At 43.7% G+C, this 23,243-nt stretch carries 21 protein-coding genes; 6 read left to right on the top strand and 15 right to left on the bottom strand.

Annotation, left to right across the window (positions count from 1 at the left end; all coding sequences use genetic code 11):
• Positions 1-4: 4 nt before the first annotated feature.
• Positions 5-925: an erythromycin esterase family protein gene (locus tag P2W84_RS11710; protein WP_276090324.1), complete on the bottom strand. Its 921-nt coding sequence runs from the start codon at positions 923-925 to the stop codon at positions 5-7.
• Between the two features lie 123 nt (positions 926-1,048).
• On the opposite strand from P2W84_RS11710, the gene P2W84_RS11705 reads away from it, so the two are divergent.
• The gene (locus P2W84_RS11705) at positions 1,049-1,786 is read left to right on the top strand and encodes an AAA family ATPase (protein ID WP_346348963.1); all 738 of its coding nucleotides are present in this window, start codon (positions 1,049-1,051) and stop codon (positions 1,784-1,786) included.
• Here the strand turns inward: P2W84_RS11705 and P2W84_RS11700 are convergent.
• From P2W84_RS11700 to P2W84_RS11680, 5 genes are all read right to left on the bottom strand, one after another.
• Positions 1,783-2,826, bottom strand: a complete 1,044-nt coding sequence (locus P2W84_RS11700; RefSeq protein ID WP_276090323.1) for an arabinan endo-1,5-alpha-L-arabinosidase — start codon at positions 2,824-2,826, stop codon at positions 1,783-1,785. The genes P2W84_RS11705 and P2W84_RS11700 overlap by 4 nt on opposite strands.
• 37 nt (positions 2,827-2,863) lie before the next feature.
• Positions 2,864-4,678, bottom strand: coding sequence for an ABC transporter ATP-binding protein (locus P2W84_RS11695; RefSeq protein WP_276090322.1), 1,815 nt, complete (start codon positions 4,676-4,678; stop codon positions 2,864-2,866).
• Positions 4,679-4,734: 56 nt separating this feature from the next.
• Complete coding sequence (locus P2W84_RS11690) at positions 4,735-5,547, bottom strand: AraC family transcriptional regulator (RefSeq protein ID WP_276090321.1); 813 nt, start codon at positions 5,545-5,547, stop codon at positions 4,735-4,737.
• A 4-nt stretch (positions 5,548-5,551) separates the two neighbouring features.
• Positions 5,552-6,433, bottom strand: a complete 882-nt coding sequence (locus P2W84_RS11685) for an SDR family NAD(P)-dependent oxidoreductase (protein ID WP_276090320.1) — start codon at positions 6,431-6,433, stop codon at positions 5,552-5,554.
• 485 nt (positions 6,434-6,918) lie between these two features.
• Positions 6,919-7,389, bottom strand: coding sequence for a hypothetical protein (locus P2W84_RS11680; RefSeq protein ID WP_276090319.1), 471 nt, complete (start codon positions 7,387-7,389; stop codon positions 6,919-6,921).
• A 91-nt stretch (positions 7,390-7,480) separates the two neighbouring features.
• On the opposite strand from P2W84_RS11680, the gene P2W84_RS11675 reads away from it, so the two are divergent.
• Positions 7,481-8,497, top strand: a complete 1,017-nt coding sequence (locus P2W84_RS11675) for a WYL domain-containing protein (RefSeq protein WP_276090318.1) — start codon at positions 7,481-7,483, stop codon at positions 8,495-8,497.
• A gap of 103 nt (positions 8,498-8,600) precedes the next feature.
• On the opposite strand, the gene P2W84_RS11670 is transcribed toward P2W84_RS11675, so the two are convergent.
• The 8 genes from P2W84_RS11670 to P2W84_RS11635 all read right to left on the bottom strand — a co-directional run bounded on the left by P2W84_RS11670 (position 8,601) and on the right by P2W84_RS11635 (position 17,012).
• On the bottom strand, positions 8,601-10,787 hold the full coding sequence (locus tag P2W84_RS11670; protein ID WP_276090317.1) for a DNA/RNA helicase domain-containing protein: 2,187 nt from the start codon (positions 10,785-10,787) through the stop codon (positions 8,601-8,603).
• A complete protein-coding gene (locus P2W84_RS11665; RefSeq protein WP_276090316.1) occupies positions 10,784-11,113 on the bottom strand; it encodes a nucleotide pyrophosphohydrolase in 330 nt (109 codons plus the stop codon). Before P2W84_RS11665 ends, P2W84_RS11670 begins: the two co-directional genes overlap by 4 nt.
• Positions 11,114-11,268: 155 nt before the next feature.
• Complete coding sequence (locus tag P2W84_RS11660) at positions 11,269-11,481, bottom strand: hypothetical protein (protein ID WP_276090315.1); 213 nt, start codon at positions 11,479-11,481, stop codon at positions 11,269-11,271.
• Positions 11,482-11,537: 56 nt separating this feature from the next.
• Complete coding sequence (locus P2W84_RS11655; protein WP_276090314.1) at positions 11,538-12,524, bottom strand: DUF4407 domain-containing protein; 987 nt, start codon at positions 12,522-12,524, stop codon at positions 11,538-11,540.
• 2 nt (positions 12,525-12,526) lie between these two features.
• Positions 12,527-13,117 carry a hypothetical protein gene (locus P2W84_RS11650; RefSeq protein WP_276090313.1) on the bottom strand — a complete coding sequence of 197 codons (591 nt, stop codon included), beginning with the start codon at positions 13,115-13,117 and terminating at the stop codon, positions 12,527-12,529.
• A gap of 927 nt (positions 13,118-14,044) precedes the next feature.
• Positions 14,045-14,353: a DUF3892 domain-containing protein gene (locus P2W84_RS11645; RefSeq protein WP_276090312.1), complete on the bottom strand. Its 309-nt coding sequence runs from the start codon at positions 14,351-14,353 to the stop codon at positions 14,045-14,047.
• Positions 14,354-14,694: 341 nt separating this feature from the next.
• Positions 14,695-15,360, bottom strand: a complete 666-nt coding sequence (locus P2W84_RS11640; RefSeq protein WP_276090311.1) for a response regulator — start codon at positions 15,358-15,360, stop codon at positions 14,695-14,697.
• An 11-nt stretch (positions 15,361-15,371) separates the two neighbouring features.
• Positions 15,372-17,012 (bottom strand): tetratricopeptide repeat-containing sensor histidine kinase, encoded by a 1,641-nt coding sequence (locus P2W84_RS11635; RefSeq protein ID WP_276090310.1) that lies wholly within the window; start codon positions 17,010-17,012, stop codon positions 15,372-15,374.
• Positions 17,013-17,574: 562 nt separating this feature from the next.
• Here P2W84_RS11635 and P2W84_RS11630 point away from each other — a divergent pair.
• From P2W84_RS11630 to P2W84_RS11615, 4 genes are all read left to right on the top strand, one after another.
• Entirely contained in the window at positions 17,575-18,288 is a 714-nt protein-coding gene (locus P2W84_RS11630) for a hypothetical protein (protein WP_276090309.1), read from the top strand.
• A gap of 681 nt (positions 18,289-18,969) precedes the next feature.
• Positions 18,970-19,470 carry a DUF4112 domain-containing protein gene (locus P2W84_RS11625; protein ID WP_276090308.1) on the top strand — a complete coding sequence of 167 codons (501 nt, stop codon included), beginning with the start codon at positions 18,970-18,972 and terminating at the stop codon, positions 19,468-19,470.
• 23 nt (positions 19,471-19,493) lie between these two features.
• Positions 19,494-19,817 (top strand): hypothetical protein, encoded by a 324-nt coding sequence (locus P2W84_RS11620; protein WP_276090307.1) that lies wholly within the window; start codon positions 19,494-19,496, stop codon positions 19,815-19,817.
• 100 nt (positions 19,818-19,917) lie between these two features.
• A complete protein-coding gene (locus tag P2W84_RS11615; protein ID WP_276090306.1) occupies positions 19,918-20,580 on the top strand; it encodes a GNAT family protein in 663 nt (220 codons plus the stop codon).
• Here the strand turns inward: P2W84_RS11615 and P2W84_RS11610 are convergent.
• Positions 20,568-23,003, bottom strand: coding sequence for an ATP-binding protein (locus tag P2W84_RS11610; protein WP_276090305.1), 2,436 nt, complete (start codon positions 23,001-23,003; stop codon positions 20,568-20,570). The two genes, P2W84_RS11615 and P2W84_RS11610, sit on opposite strands and share 13 nt — an antisense overlap.
• Positions 23,004-23,243 lie beyond the last annotated feature (240 nt).

Here is a 23,243-nt window from a genome sequence, read left to right as displayed (position 1 = left end):
CAGGCTATTCCAACTTCACAGAAGCGCTCGTATCCTTTACAAAGATAATCGCATCGAAGTCCACTCCAGGTCGCACCGGGAGCGGCTTCGGTTCCTGCCAGTTTGAATAAATATTCATGATCTTGCGGACTTCCGTACCCAATGGATTTGCGGCGCCGTGGACCGGAAGATAAAATACCTTATGACCGGCCCGTGCCAGCAACCCCGTTAAGCCATCATCTCCGGATTTGAAATCATGTGCCTCAAACGCACCGTTATTCAACACATTTACCGTGCCCTGGTAGGTATCAAACACCATCACGTAAAACTTATCCCCAAAATGCTGCTTCAGATGATAGCCCATAGGTTCCGCGTCAATCGTCGTATCCTTCAGTGCATGCACATTATGCGTCCAAAGGATCGCCTTCCGTTTCGTGCTGTCATTGTAGTTGATGAGGTTAGCCGCCATCTGCTTATCCCGGCCGATCGGGTCACCCCAGTACTCTTCACGATCTACACCGGCGAGCGTTATCCTTTCACTAGCATCCTTGCCAATATTGTACTTTCGCATCCGCTCAAAAAGCGAATAGATTTCTTTAGTATTGTACAGCGCCATACCCTGCATTAATGCCTTCAGATCTCCTTTTCCCGATTGCAGATATGTGTTCAGCGGATCAATCATATTTTTCTGAAATTCAAACAAGATCGCCTTGAAGCCGCAGTTCCGCACCAGGTAATCAATCATCCGAGTCTTCAGCGCATAAAACTCGTGCGTCCCGTGCGAAGCCTCACCAATTGCTACAACAGTCTTTCCCTGAAGCTCCTTAGACAAAAAAGACAGTTCTTTATCCGCTGCGGTCGAATCCAGGCTCAGAGCGTAAGCCTTTTTGTTAATCGCATCAAGTCTGGTGTCTTGCGCAAAGGCAGCGCTGGAAAATAAAAGCACGGTGCTAAATGCTAAAGTTCGAAGCCATAAGCAAATCATGGCGAAAGAGGTTTTGGTCATATTTGGTTTTCGTTAAGTTAACCAGAAGATGCAGAACCCGGGCATATTTCATAAATTTGATTTATACAAACGCCTTATGCCATCCTCTCCAATATCAGGCTATCCCCGATCGATGATAGCAGCTACCTGCAAAGCATCCCATCTTTCAGGAATGGACTTGATCTTCGTTTGACGAAGAACGTAACCTTCCTGGTTGGCGAAAACGGATCTGGCAAGTCTACATTGTTAGAAGGAATCGCTGATCAATGTGGCTTTAGCTTGCGGGGCGGGAACCGAAACCACCTTCTTGGTCAGGATACTGCCGGTTATGAATCCCCGCTGGGTAAATACCTGCACCTTACCTGGACGCCCCGCAGGATCACCAACGGATTTTTTATGCGCGCGGAAAGCTTTTTCAATTTTGCGACCTACATTGATGAGGTAGCCAAGGTAGATGATAAAGTACTTAAGGGTTATGGTGGCAAATCACTTCATCAGCAGTCGCATGGCGAATCATTTCTCTCGCTGTTCAACAATCAGTTTACATCAGGAATTTACATCTTGGATGAGCCAGAGGCAGCACTTTCACCAGCAAGGATCCTCGCATTCATTTCTGTGATCCACGAATTGCAAATCAGTGAACGGGCACAGTTTATTATTGCTACCCATTCTCCGATGCTCATTTGTTATCCGGACGCTGCGGTTTTTGAGTTTAGCGACTCGGGAGTCCAACAAACCACCTATCAGGAAACCGAGCATTATCAGCTTACAAAATCTTTTCTGGATAACCCAGCGCTTTACCTCCGCCACCTTTACAGCTAATTTTGCACCTCCACCACCGGCCACTCATCCTTCCACGTAATCCTCTCAATCCCCATCTTCTCATACGTATCCGTATACCCATGAAAAACCAAATAATCCGTTCCATTGAAAGTATGCACTGAGTTATGCCCCCTTGCGTAAACCTTCTTGTCAGGCCCGGTGTCACCACCACGCACCAGTGTGCCCCCATTTTGGGCTAGACTCACACCATCCTTATCAAGATACGGCCCAGTGATCTTGGTCGACCGACCAACCCGGATATGATAAGTGCTCTTAGGACCAACGCAGCAGGCATCCCAGGATACGAAGAGGTAGTAGTAATTACCTTTTTTGAAAATGAACGGAGCTTCAATCGCCGAGTTCCCGGGCTCCTCATCACGGTATTTAAAGTCGCGCGGACGTGCTGCAATCGTATACCAGACCTGCGGTTCGGCGACCGTCTTGAAATCCTTATTCAGTTTCACCAGCTTCAAACCTCCCCAATGTGATCCAAAGCTCAGCCAGGGCGTGCCCTCCTCATCTACAGCAAGATTCGGATCGATGGCATTCCAGTAATCCCGCCCAGTGACCGACTGCAGCACCATACCCTGATCTACCCACCTATAATCCTTAGACTTCGGATTCAGCGTTTTGTTGGTAGCCAGTCCAATGACCGAAGTATTTTTGCCGAATACCGAGGTTGCATAATACAAATACCATTGCCCGTTATGGTAGCTCACATCAGGTGCCCAAAAACTAAGTCCCTTGAAGCTTGGGATCTTTTCCAACACCCAGGCAGGTGCCTTGTCAAACACCGAAGGCTCCTTTTTCCAGGACTTCCTATCTTTAGACGAATAAACCTGAATGCCCCCATTAGTTGAATACACATAATAGGTCCCGTCTTCCATTGCCATACACGGATCGTGAATGCGGGGATCAGTAGTGACATCACCAACATTGAAGCGGCCTTTTTTCTGCGCTTCCGTTTGCGGCTGCTGGGCAGTTGAAGGTAGTGCTGCGATCGATAGGAGGGTAGAGAGGAAGGCAATACGGATGTTCATTGCAAACGGGCTTTGGTTATGGTGAATATAAATTTATTTACTGATACCCCATCTTCTGCAACTCAAACAACTCAGCATACCGCCCGCCTTTTTCCAGTAGCTCATCATGCGTGCCGATCTCTGCAATCTCCCCCTTGTCCAGCACCACAATGCGGTCCGCCATCCTTACGGTGGAAAAACGATGTGAGATCAGTACAGCCATTTTACCAAGGGTCAGTTCAGTAAAACGTTGAAAGACGTTGTATTCCGCACGAGCGTCCAATGCAGACGTAGGTTCATCCAGGATGATCAGTTGCGCATCACGCATGTATGCTCGCGCGATGGCGACCTTTTGCCATTCGCCGCCCGATAGTTCAACACCTTCAGCAAACCGCTTGCCCAGCATCTGCTCATAACCTCCTGGCAACTTATTCGCCAGTTCGTCCGCCATGCTTTGGGCAGCAGAACGATAGATGAGTTCCTTGTTTGCCTGTTCTTCAATGTTCCCTGCCGCAATATTCTGAGAGAAGGTCATTTGATAACGCAGGAAATCCTGGAAGATCACGCCGATGTGCTTACGGAGGTCGTTCAGGTCATACTCCCGCAGATCGTGCCCATCCAAAATAATCCGTCCCTCACTCGGATCATACAAGCGCGCCAGCAATTTAACCAGCGTGCTTTTACCCGCACCGTTTTCACCCACCAAAGCCAGTTTCTCTGTAGGTCGCAACGTGAAATTAAGGTGGCGTATCGCCCAGCGTTCGCTGTTCAGGTATTTGAAGCCAACATTTTCAAAAGTAAAGCCTTGCTGTATCGGAGCAGGAAAGGGCAGGGGCTGAGGGGTGTTATGGATTCTGGGCCTGATCTTGAAAAAATCAAAAAAATCACTCAGGTAAATAGCGCCTTGGGAAACACTGGTAAAACGCGTCAGGACGGTTTCGAGCATAGTGCGCAATTGCCGGAATGATCCGGCCAGGAAGGTCAGTTCGCCAATGGTAAGCGAGCCCCGGATGGTCTGCTGAATAATAAATACGTATGCGCCGTAATAACCCAGACTCCCTAATAACGCGAAAAATGTCCCCCAAAGCGAACGCTTTACAGCGATCCGTCTGCTGTCAGTATAAAACTTGTCTGATAATGCCTTAAAGCGGTCAATAACAAAGCCCGACAGGCTGAACATCTTGATCTCTTTTGCCGTTTCGTCACTGGCCCCGATATACCGCAGGTAATCCAGCTCACGGCGCTGCGGCGTTTGCCTGCGGCTTAGCGCATAGGTCTGATCGTTAAAGTACGACTCACCCAAAAATGCAGGCAGTATCGCGATAATCAACAGAACGATCAGCCAGGGATTGAAAACGACCAGCCCTGCGGCAAGTAGTCCCATTGTGATCAGGTCCTGTACCTGACTCATGACCTGTGACAGCAGGATCGTGCGGCCGGCAGTTTGCTGTCGCGCGCGTTCCAGTTTGTCGTAGAATGTAGCATCTTCAAACTGGTCAAGGTCCAGCTCACCGGCATGTTCCATGATCCGCACCGAGGTATGATTAGCAAAACGGTCGCCGAGTAAACCGTCCATCAGCGTGATCGCCCGGCCGAGCCCATCCGACAGAATTGCCAACGCAAACTCAGCCGCCACCAGTTCCCATAGATAGGCTTCGGCAACTGAATTATGCGTTTGGGTCAAAGCAACTACCCGGTCAACGATCAGCTTACCGATAAACAGCAAAAGAAAGGGAACGGTCGCTTTTAAAAGGCGGAGCCCGATGTTGATGGCCATCATCACTGGACCCGATGCCCAAACCAGTTTAAAAAATGCCGGGAGGTTGCGTAAGGCGCGTAGCCGGTCCTTAAAGGTTATGGTGGGGTTTGTCATCGTTGCAAAGCTAACAAGCTCGCGTGTAGATAGCAAAAAGTCGTGCGGCTTGTACCTTAACTACTTATACTCGATGGCGTCACGCCGTAAGCCTTCTTAAAGGCGAATGAGAAGTGAGATAGGTCCTTGAAGCCTGCATCCAGGTAGACATCGGTTACTTTGCGTCCCTTCTCCTTAAGCAAAAAATAGGCTTGCTTCAAACGCTGTTCCTGCAGCCATTTGCTGGGCGAGGTCTGAAAGGCATGCTCAAAATCACGTTTGAACGTAGCCAGACTGCGCCCGGTAAGGTAAGCAAAACGATTCAGATCAACATTGAACTTATAATGCTGCGTCATAAAAGCTTTGAGATCAATTTTTCCCGGCGGATCAAAGTCAAATAACAAGTCGTTTAGCTCCGGATTGGTTTCCATCAGGATCATGGCCGCTTCCTTCACTTTCAGCCGGGTGATCATCGTATTCAGGTCCCCAGAACCATTTAGATACGGATTCAAGGAAGTGATAAACTGCTGGAGCAAAGGCACCGGCTTTAGGCTCAACAGGCTTTCACCCGTATAAGCCTTTTGCTGGGATAAATGATATTCTTCGCTGATACTGCGGAGTGTATTCTGATCGATGACTATGCTAATGGATTTAAAGGGGCCATTAGCAGAAGGATACTTGGTAAACTTCGCCAGCTGGTTTTTCGCCGTGAACCTGAATTCGCCCTCGCCAAAGCTATGGGTCTTACCATTCAGGTAAATATCATTCCGGCCGCAAACCACATAACTCAACGTATGGTTAGGTACAAAATGTTCTCCGCTACGGCTGACGTTCACATAGCAGGATTGTAAGATCCTCGGCTGGTCATCTGATCCCTTGATACTCATCATTGCTTTATTTTTTCTTCATAAAAAACTGCCCCTGTTCGGTCGCGGAAAAATCTGCCGCATCATCACTATCCGTCGATTCACTTACATGCAGCCAAGCCTCCATTTCAGCGGTACGCTCCGCATCAGCCTGCCTGATCATTTTTACCGCATCACTACCCAGGACCAGGTGCACCGGTGGTTTCGGATGGCTCGCAACGTCAATGATCACCTGCGCCGCCTTATCGGGGTCGCCTACTGGTTGGAATTTGCCGGAAGCAAAAAACTCGGCGCGTTTATCTGTTGTTTCTTCGTAGCCTTCCACCTTAGGGGCAAAGGTCATAGAAGAGCTACCCCAATCTGTCCGGAACCCACCCGGCTCCACTGAGGTTACAAAGATACCCAACGGATTGACCTCATTGTTCAGCGCTTCGGTGAAACCACTTAAACCAAATTTGGCCGCCTGGTAAATGCTCACCCCGACACTGGCCCGACGCCCACCGATGGAGCTGATCTGCAAGATGCGTCCCGAACGTTGTTTGCGCATATATGGCAGCACAGCCCGTGTAAGTGCGATAGGTGCATACAGGTTGGTCGCCAGCTGGCTGTTGACCTGTTCCTCGGTATACGCTTCCGTCGCCCCGGTAATGCCGAAACCGGCATTGTTTACCAACACATCGATCCTGCCAAAATGCGCGATAGCGCTATCTACCGCCGCTGTTATTTCTTCGATTGCATTTACATCCAGTTTCAGCGGTAAAATCTGATCAGGATATTTGATCTTCAATTCATTTAAGTCATCCGTATTTCGTGCCGTCGCAACGACATTGTCACCGCTGGCCAATACTGCAGTTGTGAGACTGCGTCCTAAACCGCGTGAACTGCCGGTGATAAACCATGTTTTTTTCATTGTCTTTATTGTTTTTGTTAAGACAAAGGTACCCGCAGAACTAAGTTAGCGTTTTGTTGTAAAGCTCAAAGTGTTTTGTTGAGAGGTTCAGTTTGAAGGGTGCTCAGTGTTAAAATGAGAAGCTGATCTGGACAGGTTCCATCTTTCATTTCCATATATGGGTCATTAATGCAGAATTAGTGGCTATATCGCCAATATTAGTACGTGCTTTTTCGCTTCAGTTTGGATATGTTAAGCAAGTGATGATTGGGCTTAAGTCCATAGAAGGATAGAACAAGGTAGTAAGCATATTGTGGTGTGTAGAGCAGGGCCTTGGTTTATTTTAATATAGCGAACAACTACTAAGAAGGGCATGTTAAGTATTTGCAGCTAGAAAATCACCTCCATTTATCATAAAAACACCTAATGAGTATTAATCATTAGGTGTTAGATATACCTCACTGCTAATAAGGTTCTATTAATAATTCCCTATGGTAATTTGAGAGCTATTTACACTTCATAGGTTTACATTGAGTTCTGCATTTTGGAGCCGTGCATCTTTTTGCCATGCCGACATATTCTTCCCCAAAATGCTCGTAATAAAGCTCTTTTGTTTCTTCGAATGAATCTTTAAGATTTTGAGCATCGTCTACACCATTCATCCCAAAGTATGGATAGTGGTGTAGGAAATATCCGAAAATATTATCGCAGTCTTTAGCATATTGCGAGGTATCTAAGATATGCTGATGCCAAAATTTGTCTATTGCACCATTTGGGACTATGTCTTTGTCTGGAAATAATCTTTTCAGAGCCAGAAATCTTTTGTACTGATATTCTGCGTCCAAACATTGTTCAATAGTCCATCCCTGACCCTCTTCAGTGTCTTGCAGCTTTAGCTTAACCATTCTAAGGTCTAAAGCATCAATGTCATCCATAAATACAGATGATACAGCAGTTTGTAAATTTAAATTTTGCATAATGATTATTTTTTTCAAAAAAAAAGATTCAGCACGCAACCAATTTGCGAAGTAAATTTTTCTTCATAACTTGTTAATAAAAAGCGAATTAATGTCTCAAACCAAAAATCAATTGGCTCGATTCCGAGTGATAAATGATTGCCTGACCTCTCCTAAAAAATTTTGGTCGAAAACTGACCTTCTCAGAAAAATCTCCAACATAGATATTGATGTATCAAATCGAACCTTAGATGGTGACATTGCCCTTATGCGACATTGTCAACAATTGAATTATAAGGCTCCTATCAAGTACTGCCGAATAAATAAGGGATATCATTATACGGACCCGGATTACTCAATTGATCACCTGCCATTAAATCAATCAGATATAAAGGCATTAGAGCTCGCTGCCACAACTTTAGCACAGTATCAATATATTCCTATAATGAAAGAGTTCAATACGACTATTGAAAAGATTATTCGTGTTGTAAACAGAGCTAAAAGAAGTAATTATGAGAGTATTCTAGATTTCATCATTTTTGAGAAAACGCCAGTAGCGCTAGGATTGGAGCACACAGATACCCTTATTGAAGCCATACAAAGTAAGAGGTCCTTGAGTATTATATATCAGAAATTTGGTTATGAACCCTCTCCAAGTCAGATTTTTCACCCATACTTCCTAAAGGAATATAGAAACAGATGGTATGTCATTGGTTTCAATGAGACAAAGAACGAAGTCAGGACCTATGGCCTTGATAGAATTAAAACTTTACAATTTGCCCCGAATAAATATATTCTGGATACTACATTTGATAACAAGGAATATTTAGGGCACTGTGTCGGTATTAATTTAGGAAGCGGAAAGATTGAGACAGTACGTTTGTTGTTTTCTCCCTCCGAGGGTTATTATCCTAAAACACAGCCGTTGCACAAATCGCAGATAATTGTGGAAAGCTGCCCTGAAAAAGGATTGACTCTTGAATACCAATTGATTATCAACTATGAGTTCATTGGTATAATTTTAAGCTACGGTGCAGATGTAAAAGTACTTGAACCTAATTGGTTGGCTGACAAGATAGTTAGAATTTCAAACTCTACGGCTTTGCAATACCAAGAGGATATACCATAATATAAAAAACGAAACATTATGGAATTAAATGTTCTTATTTTATAGTGCATGATTGGTTTGATAATCAGCCGGGCACTGTTGAGCATCGTCACTAAAATAAAAGTTATAAACTTAACACCCTTTCAAAAATCCCCACTACCTTAAAATTCACCAATTCATCTTCAGAAAGCGTAATACTTTTATACGATGGATCATTTGACAACGGTTTCAAAGTAATCGATTCATGTTCCCAACCATTTTCATCGGCTCTTTTAACACTACTGTACTCTTTCACGGTATATCCCGAGCCGAAGTCCGAATCATTGAAAGCAGTGCTTTCTGCCAGGACAATCTTGCCATTTCGTGATCCGGCACTGTATTTCCTGAACAGACATATCGAGCCGTTTGGAATAACCCTGTTCATAGATTCTCCAACCACCCGGCATGCAAACATATCATCAGCAACCCTGACATTTTCAGGGACTTCAATCAAATCGTAGTCATCAACATGTTGCAGCTCACTGAAAGAGCCAGCTGCGGCATGCAAATCATAAAGAGGAACACTATTTACAAATGGTATCAACTGATTGACAGTATCAGCAATCACAGGCCGCGCAGCTGGAATGTGCTTTGCAAAGTACGCACGAAGCTTAGGATCACATACATAGACGTAAGTTCCCCGTATTCCTCGTTTCAGTATCGTGTCGTAAATGTTCAAGATATATGATTTCAGTTCTGCAGGATCGGAAATCGCATTTTTACCATTTTTGTCATGGTAGTTTTCCTTAACAACTACAATTTCATCCTCCGCCTCGTCATAAGATATTTCAGGCCCAAAAATTACTCCGGTATAGTTCAAATCGTAGCCTTGGGTCGTATGGATGCATCCCACCTCGTTGATTGCGTTGGGCGAGTTCGGCCAATCGATAGCGACGCTGTTCCATTTTAAAGCTGTGTCACCAATTTGGATGTCGATCAAATGTCTGTTTTTAGGGCTTTTCGTCTTCCATACCCAGGCAAAGCCCGCAACCAGACGTGCTAAACCATAACTTTCATTTCTAGCCTTGATCTGTGTGATCATTTCATCCAAATCGTCGAACATCAGGAACTCATAATCATTGCTCCTGTATTGCTTTCTTTCTTGTGGCATACTACAGGAAAGTAAATCGCGCACATAAGTTATATAATCATGACCGCCCTTCACCCTGAACTGTGATTTCAACTTTTCTATAGAGGTTCCCGTGGCTAACTTCAACTTGTCAAAATCTTCCTTCCTGGTATCCGAAGGTTTAATCGATTGGTTCTGATCGTAAAAAAGCACGCTTCGGTGAGATTGCAGGATCACCCAGTGCAATTCACTCGCAGTATGTTTATCTAGGTCAAGTTTAGCACACGTCTTATCAAATACCTCGTAGTAGGACCCCAAATTTTTTCGCCTCCGTAAACGGTGTGATTCATCGACTATGATAATGTCAAACTGTTCGGATGTCATTTCAGATGGGCCTATCACCATCGTTGATTTCAGACCTTTGATGTTTTTAAATACTTTCTGAATAGTCTTGCGAAAGGAAGACATCGGAATCACCAAAGCCATTTTTGGGTTGGGATATTTCTCCTTTAGCTTTGTGACCAGATCGATCAATTCAGCTTCCTCTTCACCAAAATCTTTAAAATTAAAGCCTGAGATGTCCGTTTTCAGTAATTTAAAAAGAAATATTGCAAGGATGCTTTTACCCGTGCCTGCACCGCCTTCCACAATTACCCGTTTTGCGTTTGGGTCCAGAAGACTACGGATGATCAACTTTAGCCCCTGCTTTTGTTCAGCGGCAAGAGATTTATAGGGAGAGTATTTAAATAAGTCCGAGTTATCAATGTGTTCAATAGAATGCTTAGTTAACCCTTCTGCCCTCAACTTATCCCATAACGACCGGAAGATGCTCCAATACTTCAGCTTTTCGTAAAACTGATGGTTGGCTAAACCCAGATTCAGGTTTAGCAGTCTGTACTGTCCATCACCCGAGATGTATTTGATCAAATTGGACTCAATATCCAGTGTGGCCGATTTGTTAAACCGGTCACTTGTCACCAGCCGAACGGATGTTAACTTATTTTTTGTATTGTTCTTCAAATGTGTCGCCAATCGTGCGAAAGTGTCGGAGGTTTCCCCTACATACGCTTCTTTGGTGGTACCATCACTCAATATGTAGACGACCGGCCAATTATTTCTTGCATAATGATGATTATATAGCTCATCAAAAAGCTTGGAGTTAAAAGAGTAAGAACTAATTACAAAGTCATTTTCACTGATCATAAGTCGGTATACTTCTTTGCTGTCCCCTTAGCTTTGTCCACCGGGTATTTTTGAGCATTCTTAGCAATCTTTTCCAACACAATTTCGTTGATGTCCAGATCATATTTTTCCGCAAGAAGAATAGCGTACGCTAAAACATCAGCAAGCTCTTCTTTGACTTTCTCCGGATTGGCTTCTTCGGCATTTTTCCATAGGAAAAGCTCGTTCAATTCCGACGCTTCAATTGATAATGCCAAAGCCAAATCCTTAGGATTGTGAAATTGTTCCCAATCTCTTTCATTACGGAATTTAATGAGGGCTTCTTGAAGGGATTTCCAGTTTTTCATCTTTATCAAATATACAATATAGATGATTTGACATAATTTGTTCAATCAACTATTTTCATTTGAATATCTACATTCCTTTGCTTGGTTTTCACTTTTCTATCATATAAATCATTTTGAAGAATTGTTATAACTTTTAAAGCTACTTAGTTACTTTTTTAACCAACCCTTTTCGATCTCACAATTTTCCTGATCTCTCGTTTCAATTCCTTGCTGTCATAATAGTTGATTGCCCTTAAAAAGATTGGCAGTTTCACATCATAATCGTCAATTTCAAATGGCTCAATGGAATCTACCAGATTTCTGGCAAGGGAATCAAGCGCGTCGCCATGGGAAGACATCGTCACATAATCTGTCATCTCGTTATACACAGTAAAGATGATGTCCCGCTGAAAAACTGTATCCTTTCCGAAACCATAGCATTATGCTAGGTATTTGACATAAGTTCAAGTTTTCTTCTTTGGAGTTTTTCCTGATGCATCAATGTCTCATCATAAATGTTCACCTTTTCTCCCATTTTGCTCGCTAAAATAAAAAGCTCAAGGCCAAAGAGAATTAAAAACCATATAATCCAGACACCTAGTGCTATTGGCGATTCAAACAAAATGTTGAACATAATTTTTAGCTCATCAAGAAACCCAACTTTTGACTTGAAATCCTCCTCAAGTGATGACCTTAGCATCAATAAATTATTATCTTTTTGAGCTTTGCTTTCTCTCAAGCTCGCAATAAGTGCGTCAAGTGGCTTCACCTGATCGATTTTCGGGTTAGGTACAGAGGTTACCGACGTCGAACGTGTATTCACAATCTTTGTCTTCTTAACAATGTTTCCTAATGAGTCTTTTGTTTCTATTGGTACTATAACAGGCTCTGATTTGTTAGAATAATTATTAATTGTAGGGGATCTACTAATCTCCATGTCCAATTGCGATCGCTGCATTTCCTTAGCGGAAATAGTTGAGTCAAGAGAATTTATCTGCAGTCTGAGCTCCTGGGATTTCAGTGGGAACACTTTATTGATTTCCTGATCTAATAAACTGATTTTACGTTTTTCTATATCTGCTTTAAATATAATCTGATCGACAATTACAGAACCAATGATTGCCATTAGAACGGCAATTAAAATCCTCATAGCAAATAAAAGTTTTCCCGGGTCGATCGAAAGAATGATTTGTCTTTCAATTTGAATAACAATTGTACATGCCAGTAAAGATCCTAGTGTTGACGCCATGGCGGTTCCCTCCAGATACCTCTGAGTAAATACATATCCTACAAACGCCCAAATTATACAAACGATAACAAGCGCTGAAATAGTTTGCTTTACTCTGATCGCAGCAACCTCACTAGAACGAATTACGATTTCATAGTTGTAGCCTGTAAGAAAGCATCCCACTTTAAGCCACCAGTTTTTCATCGTCATAGTTTTTTGCTGATAATAGTGTGGTGGGAAATTGCCGCTAAACCATTTCTGAAGCCTCGCGTGTAACTTATTATTATTCCTTCGCTGTCACCTGTCTTGTTAAGGGCGTCTGCTTCAATTTCAAGTACTTTATCTATGTGACTTTCAGCGGTGTTCTTTTTCATTTTAAGTTCCTCGACAGTGTCTATCATTCCACTGCGAGTTCTGCTTTCAATATGGAAGTCAATCTCTCGAATAAAATCTTCATAGAAGGTTTTCACTCTTTTAACGGTGCGCATCAGTTCTTTTCTTATTGCATCCAGATTTTGCTCTAGGTGGTAGGAATCTGGATTCATCAAAGCATCATCATAGCCCTTAGATTCCATATCCCGATCCAAGAAGCTGTATAAGTAATCGAGGTTGTTAGTCTGGATAGTTGTTTCCGCTGTTTCTTGTTTCCCTGGGTGAGACAGCGATTTATCGCGTTCGATAAAAATATCTTCATCGATCTTTGGAGAAGGATATTCTACATTATCTGTTTGAGTGTAGTTGTCAGCCGTTGTTTGCTCAGGTTGTTTACTACTTGAAAAAAAATTTAAAATTCCCATTGTTACATTTCAGATTATATATAAATAGTTGGTACGTCGAATTGTCTGTGCCCTCTTTGATGGCATTTTTCACATAACGTGATCAGAAGGTTATCTGAATATTCCCACGGGACTTTAAACTTATTTGCGGCCTTCGAGTAATGATATTGTCTATGATGTACTTGCAAGGCTGATGGAGACTTGCATATCACGCACGTATAGTTATCTCTAATCAATATCTGGTGCCTTCTAGATTTCCATCTAGGGTCAAATAGGAGCGCTCCGTAAGATCCATGAAAGACTTCGGCATCACTTTTCTCGATGGATCGGGAGGAAACAGACTCTTTTTTGGAAGACGAATACCGGCGGTGCCTCTTGTTTAATGTTAGCCTGTGATATTGTTTGCTTTTCATATCGTTGATCATCACTTTCTATGCTGCCAGCAATAAGCCCCACCATTTACGATCCGCTTGCATCTCTTTCCCTTCTTAGTGATACCCTTGCACTGATTGCCGGATTTGGTACTGGTAGTTGAAGTACTGCTTCGAGTCACAAGATTATTTATCGACAAAGGCGAGCCTGATGAAGTCGAACAAACTCCACAGGTTCCGCCACCTGAACTACAGTGTCTGCAATATTTACAGTTTTTACAAGCGTTACAATTAGCTGCGCCTACACAGGTCGCGCAATGAGGGTTGGCTGGTTCAGTCGAGAATGCGTTACAAGCACTGAAGAGCAGGAAACATAAAAGTCCTCCGAGTAATTTTATCATCTGTCAAAAATTTAACATAGACTGATGTCTATAAATGGTTTAGTCAAAGTTTTGGGATGATAATTATATAACGGCTAACTCACCCAGAACAGTAATATTTTATTCAAATTTTTTTGAATTAGTTCAACATCTTGTTTTTTAAGCTAATTTTTAATAACCTAAAGCCATTGCAATATTTAAGGCCTGGTGCAACCAGGCCTTAATTCACGGCATTCTGGTAAACTGAGCAAGTTGTCCGGAGTATCACTGTCGGCTTCGGTTTTGAGATACTTAACGCCTAAGCGCGTGGTGACCTTAATTTGTCTAACATGACCGTTAACTTGAGTATAGAACTCATATTTAGATTGCTCTATACCAGAGATTGCATCCGCGACTGAGAGCTTCCATCTGGAATTATTATGAATGCCGCCTATAAATTGTATCCGTTCATACGGACTTGTACGATTGCTCTTGTTAATACAGGATACTTTTATTCTTTCAGCCATCGTATTTTTTTTAGTTCCAGCTTTATAATTCTTGTTTTGTTAACTCGTGTGACAAGGTCTACAACAGTAATAGCAACCGTTTACTTGCTTATAGTGGTTTCTGGCTTGTCTTACAGCACCTTCACATGAAGAAAATTCGCCTAAATACGTCCTGTTGGATGGTAGTGGTAGAAATGAGCAAGTTTGATCATGCACTTCATGATCTCCATTGCTTTGTGCGTTGTCATTTACGTAGTACTTTTTCATAACGATTATTTTTTTGTTATGACCAAATTTACATGCACAACCAAGGTAATTTTTACGGGAAACCGTAAACGAAGAATTTATTTTAAAATTCTGATTCAGATGATATTATAGTCTTTACAATAAGCAATAAGTTGCTCATTGTTGGAAAAATTTAGCGCATCTCTCATTGCATTGAGCTTTTTCTCAACACTGCTTAAACTAGAAGGCTTAAGGTTACGTTGTTGTAAGTGACTAGGAATTTCCTTTTGCATTACCCCGCTGGTTAGCAAAGAAACAATAGCCAGGTCCACCACATCAAAATTATAGTGATTTGAAGCTCTTAAATTCTGGCGTTGCTGAGCTGAAATGTAAGTCTTCCCTACAAATATGGCAGCTATTGCCGCTTTCAACTCCTTTGCATCATTCCGGCCCTTACATATATAACCATGAATACGATGCTTTTCAAACAATGTTTTAATAAAACTTATCCTGTTCTCTGCAGAAAATACAATGACCTTAAGATCAGGTTGGACAGTTAATGCCGCATCGATAAGTTCAATGCCACTCTTTATCACTTGTATGTGATGATCCTCATCAAAATACAAGTCGGTGATCAGCAATTCATAAGGCCGGCTACTTTTTACAGCCTTTTGGACATAGTTCAGCGCATCGTCACAGTAATAGACATACTCCTTGTTTTCGATCTTTAGATCTTCCAACGTGGATCTGACTGAGCGGTTGACGCTTTCGTGGTCTTCGGCAATGAGTACTTTTTCAAACATATGATTGGAAATTAGGTGAGCGGGAAAGTGATTTTAATTCTTAACCCCTTCCCATTGACAGAGCCAAAAGTAATTTTACCATTTAGCCGGTCAATACGGTTTCCCGTACTGCTTAGACCATTATTGAAAACAGGCTTATCATCATAAATGCCAATACCATCATCTGTATACTCTACATTCAGATAATTGTTTGCCTTATAAAATTTAATCACGACATTATTCGCGCCACTATGTTTTTTCATATTGATCATCAGTTCTTCGAGAACATGGCGTATTTCAAATTTGGCTTCAGGACTTACATCAGTCCACAAATTTTCATCATTACCCACTAAAACCACTCTGATCTTTTCAGTTGAAAAGTCCATAACTATTTTTGAAATCCTTCCAGGAAAATCGTGCTCATCTGATGTTTCCTTCTCATAAGAAATATCCCTCGACTGCTCATACATCTCTTCCAGCCGGTCAAGCAAATATTCCTTGTCTAACTCTTTACTATGCTCAACCTCATTCATTACCCGATAAAGTCCATTAGCCACTACATCGTGCACTTTTCTTGAAAAAGTTAGCCTGGTTTGCTGTAATTTATTCTGTGATTCCAGCTTGATTTTTCTGCGCAGTAGCAAGCTAATGATTACAATTACAATAATGGCCAGTACCAAACCTCCAACCTGATATTGCTTTTCCTTATTGTCACGCTGAAGCCTCAGATTATCAGCCTTATGCTTTTCTACTTCATAGCGGATCAATGCGAACTGGTTTTTGGCCGCATTTCTTGCTGTCTCAACACTGTCACTTAGTTTTTTGAAATTTATAAAGTATCTTTTAGTATCTGTTGATTGCCGGCTCAACCGAATCAACTTTTCCAAGGCTTCAAGCCGGTCGTCCGGGCTTTTTAGTTCAGTAGCTAGAGTCAGCATCGCCTTAGCGTAAATTAACGCAGAGTCAGGTTTGGAAGAAATATAGTAATCAGCTAAATGGGAATAACTTGAATTAAGGCCCCAACGGTCATTTTCCTTTATGCGAATATCCAATGCACGGAGCAGTTCTGGAACTGCATTATAAGTAGAATCTAACTTCCATTTGGTAGTCGCGATATTGGTAAGTATTCTGGCATATGTCTTTCTTCGGGATGCGTTTTTTATGGCTGATATGAAAATATTAAGTGCCTGTTCGTAAGCGCCGTCTCTTTGATACGATAAGCCCTGATTGTTTAGAATGGATAGCTGGAAGCTGCTGTCAGTTGTATATTTCAATGCCTTGTCAAAGTATTCGACTGCCGATTTGTAGTCATCCAGTTTGATGCTGGTACGGCCAAGCTCATTGTAGTCGGATGCAAGACAATAATGATCATCTGTATTTGTTGGGTCCAAATGCTTTAAAGACAATGCTAAGCTTTCCTGACTACCAAAGTAATCTCCTGCGTCGGACTGGATCACTGCCATCTGATTATAAGCCATGGCGACTTCCAAAGACTTTTTCGATGTAGTAACTACCTTGTTAAAATAATAAAATGCCGAGTCATTATGCTTGCCATAAAATAACTCGGCTTTTTTATAATCTGCAGACTCCACCACCTCATAACCTTCACGCTTTTTACAAGTTGTAAATAAGGTAATCAATCCAATAAAGATAATAAAAGTAATACGCGTCATTCCAGATTTTTTAACTAAAGATAAAAATCTTGAAACAAGAAAGGCAGGAATATCCCTGCCTTTTCTTGTTTTGGTGCCTGTTAAGGTCTAGGAGGTTTTGGTGGAATCGGCTCGTCGTCGCCACCAGGTCCGTCTTGAGTGGTTACTGTTCCACCGCCATTATTTGTATTGTTGTTGTGCGCAGGGCATGCGAATGCCATAAACAGCGCGAAAAAAAGCTGTAACATTTTTCAAAAAATTAAAAGGTTAAAAAATCCTGCAGGTACTCCAGGGACCATCCCTGAGGCTATGCTGCAAACTTTTGTAAGAGGCCTCTTACATTTTTTGGGAAGTGTTAAGCATTGATCGCGGAAGCAGGTAACCGCTTCCCAGGCCGGGTAACAACCGCCGCGCTCTTTGCTCGACAGAAACCGTTCGAATCGATTTCTGAAGCAAATGTAGGGTGGTCAAAAGGCTTGAAATGCAGACGGTTCCGAAGATTCCGCTAATTCCGGTGGAATTCCGGAAAACCGTAAAGAATTCCGAAAATTCCAGCTATTTTTATGTGTCTAATTTTTAGGGGATGCTCTACGAGTATAAAAAAGATGTGTTTTTAGCTTATCAGGCTAAAAAGAAAAAGGGATTGCTTTCAACCAATTTGACCGCTCCTACGCCAGGGAAGTTGAAGGATGAATGTGTTTTGGTATATAAGGAAAGATTTTTAGAAAAAGATGAAGAGTTTATTAAAAGGTTCTTCAATTCGGGTGTTAAGTGTGAAGATTATTCGCGTAAAATCCAAAAGCATCCAACTGACAAGTTTAGACCGCTCGTCACGTATTTGAAAAACAGAACGGGGTCTACAGAAGATAGAAATATCGAAATGTTAGCTTGGTTAATCGATTTTGAGAATCGACCATACAACTTTCTTGACTATGCGACCAACGCAGGTAGGGTGGATGGAGGTAGCGTCGGTGGTCAAAAGGATAATGGGGATTTGACTAATGACATAGGACAAAAGGGAACAACCGAACCCGGAAATATCAGTACTAGCGGACAAGAGTTATCTTGGAGGAAAATAGGAATTACGATATCTGAATTAGTATCGGTTCTAGTATTGTTATGTATGTTATTTATTTCATTCAAACCTGTTTATATCTGCAACGGATCAAGCGCCAAGCGGTATCATAAAAACAGAAACTGCCCTTCTTTGAGGAACTGCGGAGGTACAGTAGAAAAGGTATCTGAAAGCAATGCAAAAAAGAATGGTAAGACGTTATGTCTATTTGACGTCGAATGACACCAATAGCAGTGAAAACTTCATCAAAGTCAATGCTTCTGGTACTTTTTCGACACGGTCTGCTTAGACCTTGCAATCTTCCGGATCGCTCTTTTCAGTTCTTGCTGTCATAATAGGCAATTGACTCCTGGAAGATCGCCGACCTTCCTCCATAATCCTCAATTTCAGCAGGCATATTAGAATCCACGAGCTTTTACGCCAGCGAATCCAGCGTATGTCGGAGGCACTTTAACCCTCGCCTGAGTTGGGGCTGAATTGAGATTGGGTTGGGATTTGTTCGCAAACAGGTACCCGTTTTGCGAACAAATCCTTGTTCAGTACCGAACAAATCCCAATTCAGGTACAGGCTGTCTAGTGTCTAGTCCTGGTAACCTTTACACTAATCCTGAGTTTACTTGACATCGCCCTGAATAGAACTTAAAATATCCTGGTTTAAGGATTACATGCTAAATAATTGTTCGTAATGTTGCTAAGTTTATTCAGGACGAGTCATCGATTATACGTTATAAATAAAATCGATCAACTCACTCACACCCACCTTTCCACATACTTCCTACATCTTTTCTCCACGAAAAAGTACCTGTTCAGTGCAGAAAGTATGCATCAGGCCTGCAGGAAGCATGCGGAAGACAAACCTTTAGATTTATCAAACAACAAGATACTGCTTCGCGTTAACCTAAAATGAACCCAGAGCTTGATAACTACCCGAACAAGGGCACCCGCCCAAACGACATTCCTGAACTCAGGTGGATATCAGGTATTTCACGCCTGATGGACAGCCAGTTTCGCTTTCCGGGTACACGTTTCCGGTTTGGCCTCGATCCCATACTCAACCTCGTACCCATTGCAGGTGATATGGCAGGCTTCATCATTTCCGGTTTACTGATGCTGGCTATGGCGCGCAAGGGGGCGAGCGGTAAACTGGTAGCCTTGATGGGCATCAATATCCTGTTAGACGCCACAATTGGCGCAATTCCGGTCATCGGGCAGATCTTTGACTTTTTCTTCAAGGCCAACGACCGCAATGTCCGGCTCATGCAGGAACATTATTTGGAAAACAAGCATCAGGGAAGCGGGAGAGGAGTTGTGATATGGGCGCTCGTGATTATCCTTGGTCTGCTGGCCATCATTGGCTATTTGCTCTGGAAACTCGGAGCGTGGCTGATTTCTGTTATTCAGTAAAAAGCGTCATTATTGCTGATGAAATGAAATACCGGATACTGATCGTCAAAAAACTCCCGGCAACTGCAATGGCGCTCTATCCTTTTATACTGTTTAAAAACCGGCAGGCCAGCACCCATCAGGCGATCATTCGTCACGAGCTCATTCACTTTCGCCAGCAACTGGAACTGCTCATCCTGCCATTTTATATCATCTACCTCCTGAATTACCTCGTCAACCTGATCATCTACCTCAACCACGACAAAGCCTACAGAAACATCGTCTTCGAAAGGGAAGCCTATCGCAACGATCAGGATACCACCTACCTGAACCGCAGGAAACCCTTTGCCTGGCTTCGCTATTTTTAACCCGTTCTTAACAGGCTTAAAACTTAACCAACTGATAACCGCCCCTAAACCACGCCATCACATTGGACCGCTACTTTGCACAGCTAACACACCTATTTTAATGATCGCGAACAAGCACATTACACTGATTGGAAAATACGTCCGGCTGGAGCCGTTAAGTCATTTACACCTGCCAGGGCTGGTCCAGGCAGCAGAAGATGATCCGGAGCTTTTCAAATGGACCTATGTCCCACAGGGGACCGATCAGATGCTCGACTACATCAATACCGCCTTGCACGCCTGGCATGCAGGGACAGGCATGCCCTTTGCCATCATCCGGCTGGAAGACGAGTATATCGTCGGCTCCACCAGGTTCTCCAAAATAGAGCACTGGTCGTGGCCCCGGCATCATGAACGTGCAGGCATTGCGAATCCCGACGTCTGCGAAATTGGCTACAGCTGGCTGACAGCTTCGGCCCAGCGGACCATGATCAATACCGAGGCGAAATATCTGATGCTCGAACATGCGTTCGAAAACTGGGAAGTATTGCGGGTATCCCTGCAAACAGACGTCCGCAACCTCAGGTCAAGGGCAGCCATCCAGCGGATAGGGGGCAGGCTAGACGGCATCATCCGTGCCGACCGGATCGGCGCAGACCAAACCATCAGGGACAGCGCCCGCTATTCATTTCTTCCCGAAGAATGGAGCGAAGTCAAAGCGGCATTGCTCGCTAGACTCTACCTGGAAAGCCAGGTCGCGCTCCTTTCAGATCAGCCAGCCTGACTTTCATTTGCCAGCGGCAAGCTAAAGCTGAATGTGGCGCCGTGTCCGTAATCGCTGTAGACCGATATTTTGCCGTGATGGCGCTGGATGATTTCCGAACACAGGTACAAACCGATACCGAACCCTACAATATTCTTGCTGACTTCATTGGTCACCCTGTAGAAGCGTTCAAAGAGTTTCTCCTGGTCTTCGGGTTTAATTCCCGGCCCGTAATCCGTTACGGAGAAAACGACCTCGGTGTCTTCAACCCGGCACCCGATGTCGATCACTTTGCTCATCGGAGCATATTTGACGGCATTACTCAGCAGGTTTTCAACAACCTGGGCGATTTTTTTCCAGTCGGCATATACTATCGCCGTACCTTTGCAATCCAGATTGAGCGCATGCCTTCTGGTACCAGGATCCTGTTCCAGGATGATTCCGCGTACAAGATCCGCCAGGTTGAATTTCTCCATCTCCAGGTGCAGCTTGCCCGATTCCAGTCTCGATACGTCCAGGAAACCCCGGATCATGTCTTCCATCTTCTTCAGCTGGTCAAGCGTCTTGTCCAGAAGGTCGAGTACGGGTTCGGGCTTCTTTTTCAGCAATTGTCTTGCAGAAAACTGGACATAAGCCTTCGCAGAAGTGATCGGTGTTTTCAGCTCATGGCTTACAATGGCAATAAAATCGTGTTTCCGCTGGTCATTGGCCAGTTGCTCTGTCACATCCGCCGCAGTGGAGATGATCCTGACAGGTTTACCATCAGCCTCTTTCAGGATCTTGCCGATCACGCGGATCCATTTGATCGGTTCTCCGGGTATCCTCAGCCTTGCGTCGTATTTAAAGTCACCTGATTTATAGGCAGCCTGCATCGCGGGAGACACAATACTTGCAAAATCCTCCGGATCAATCCGTTCGTTGAAATGATCGAACGTCTGCTCATCAAGTTCACCGAAACCAAAGATTTCCGCACATCGCGGATTACAAACCAGCTTGCCCGTCAGCAGATCCAGGTCAAAGGTACCTAGCGAAGTCATGTCGGTCGCCATGCGCAGCCTGTTCTCACTGAGCATCAGCTCCTGATTGATGCCGAGCAATTGATTTTCATTTTCTTCCAACCGTTTCCGGCTGTTCACCGAACTGGTGATGTCGATTACCGTAGCCATGATCGCGCCAACACTGCCGTCCGGCTCAACCAGCGGTTCATAGGAGATATCGATATAAATTTCGTTCATCTTTCCGTGCGGGTCTGAGATCAATGCCCGAATCTCATTGACCGCTATCCCTTTGCCATCATCAAAAATATTCAACAACAGTTCGGGAAAAGGCTGGTCTACAAGTTCGGGAAAAATGTCCATCAACCTTTTACCCACAATTTCCTCCCTGCTTCGTGTCCAGATTTTCAGCATTGGGTCGTTGGCAATCTCAACTACCAGCTCCCGTCCCCTTAAGATGGTCATGCCCACCGGTGCAGTCATCACCAGCTGGCTGATGCGGTGTTCGTTCATTTCGCTCCGCTTGCGCATCATCACCTGCTCGGTAACCTCATTGGCCACCACCATAATGCCTCTGATCTCGCCGGTACCATCTTTGATGGGTTGATAAACAAAATTGAAATAACAGGTTTCAGGACCAAAAGTCCGATGCAGCGTGGCCGGAATCTCCGTGCCGCGATGAGCTTCTCCAGTCGCGAAGACTTCGTCCAGGATATCCAGGAATGGCTGGCCCTCAAGTTCTGGTAAAGCCTTCGAAAGGGGCTTTCCGATCACCTCCTCAGACTTGCCCCAAAACTCCAGCAGCTGATCATTAGCCGATTCGATGATCAGCGCTTTTCCGCTGAGCAATCCGATGGCTACCGGGGCGGCCTTGATCATATAGGAAGCTTTCTGTTCGTTCAGTACCACCTCATGGCTCAGCACCTCGATCTGCCGGTTTGCCGTTTCCAGCGCCATGATTTTCCGGCGCAGCTCCAGCTTATCCATGACCTGCCGTGCAATGATCCGCAGGGCATTGTGCTGCTCCGTACTCAATTCCCTGACTTTATTATCGATCACGCAAATGCTGCCCAAAGTAAAGCCTTCGGCATTGGTGAGCGGTATACCGGCATAAAATACAATGTGCGGATCGCCGGTAACCAGCGGATTGGCCAGGAACCGTTCATCTATACGTGCATCCGGGACAATCAGGTCCTGACCTGAAGCTACCGTATGCGCACAGAATGAGATGTCTTTTCCGGTCCCGGTTTCGGATGTCCCTGTTTTCGCCTTAAACCACTGCCGGTTGTCTGCCACAAAGCTGATCAGTGAAACAGGCATTCCGCAGATCGCTGCAGCAAGGTCTACAAGATCGTCAAAATCCTTCTCAGCTGGCGTGTCCAGTATCTGGTAGGAATGAAGCTGGGCTAGTCTTTCTGCTTCGTTAGCGGGTAGAGGAGGAGGGGCCATAATTTTTGACAAAGACAGATTGTAAGTTTCACAGAACAGATTGTACAACCTGATTCGGTTGTATTTGTTTGCTGCATTTTTTGCATTAGAATAAAAGCCGAAGATAATCATCACGGGTTACCTAATCTTAATTCATGTATTAATAATCAAAAACCAATATAATCTTATGAATCCGATATCCTTAAACTAATTGCTGAGCACCCGGGACAGCTTTATTTTAATCTGCAGAAGGTTCATCCA

It is taken from the genome of Pedobacter sp. JY14-1, assembly GCF_029269825.1.
Lineage (GTDB): Bacteria > Bacteroidota > Bacteroidia > Sphingobacteriales > Sphingobacteriaceae > Pedobacter.
This window is presented reverse-complemented; position numbering and strand designations above follow the sequence as displayed.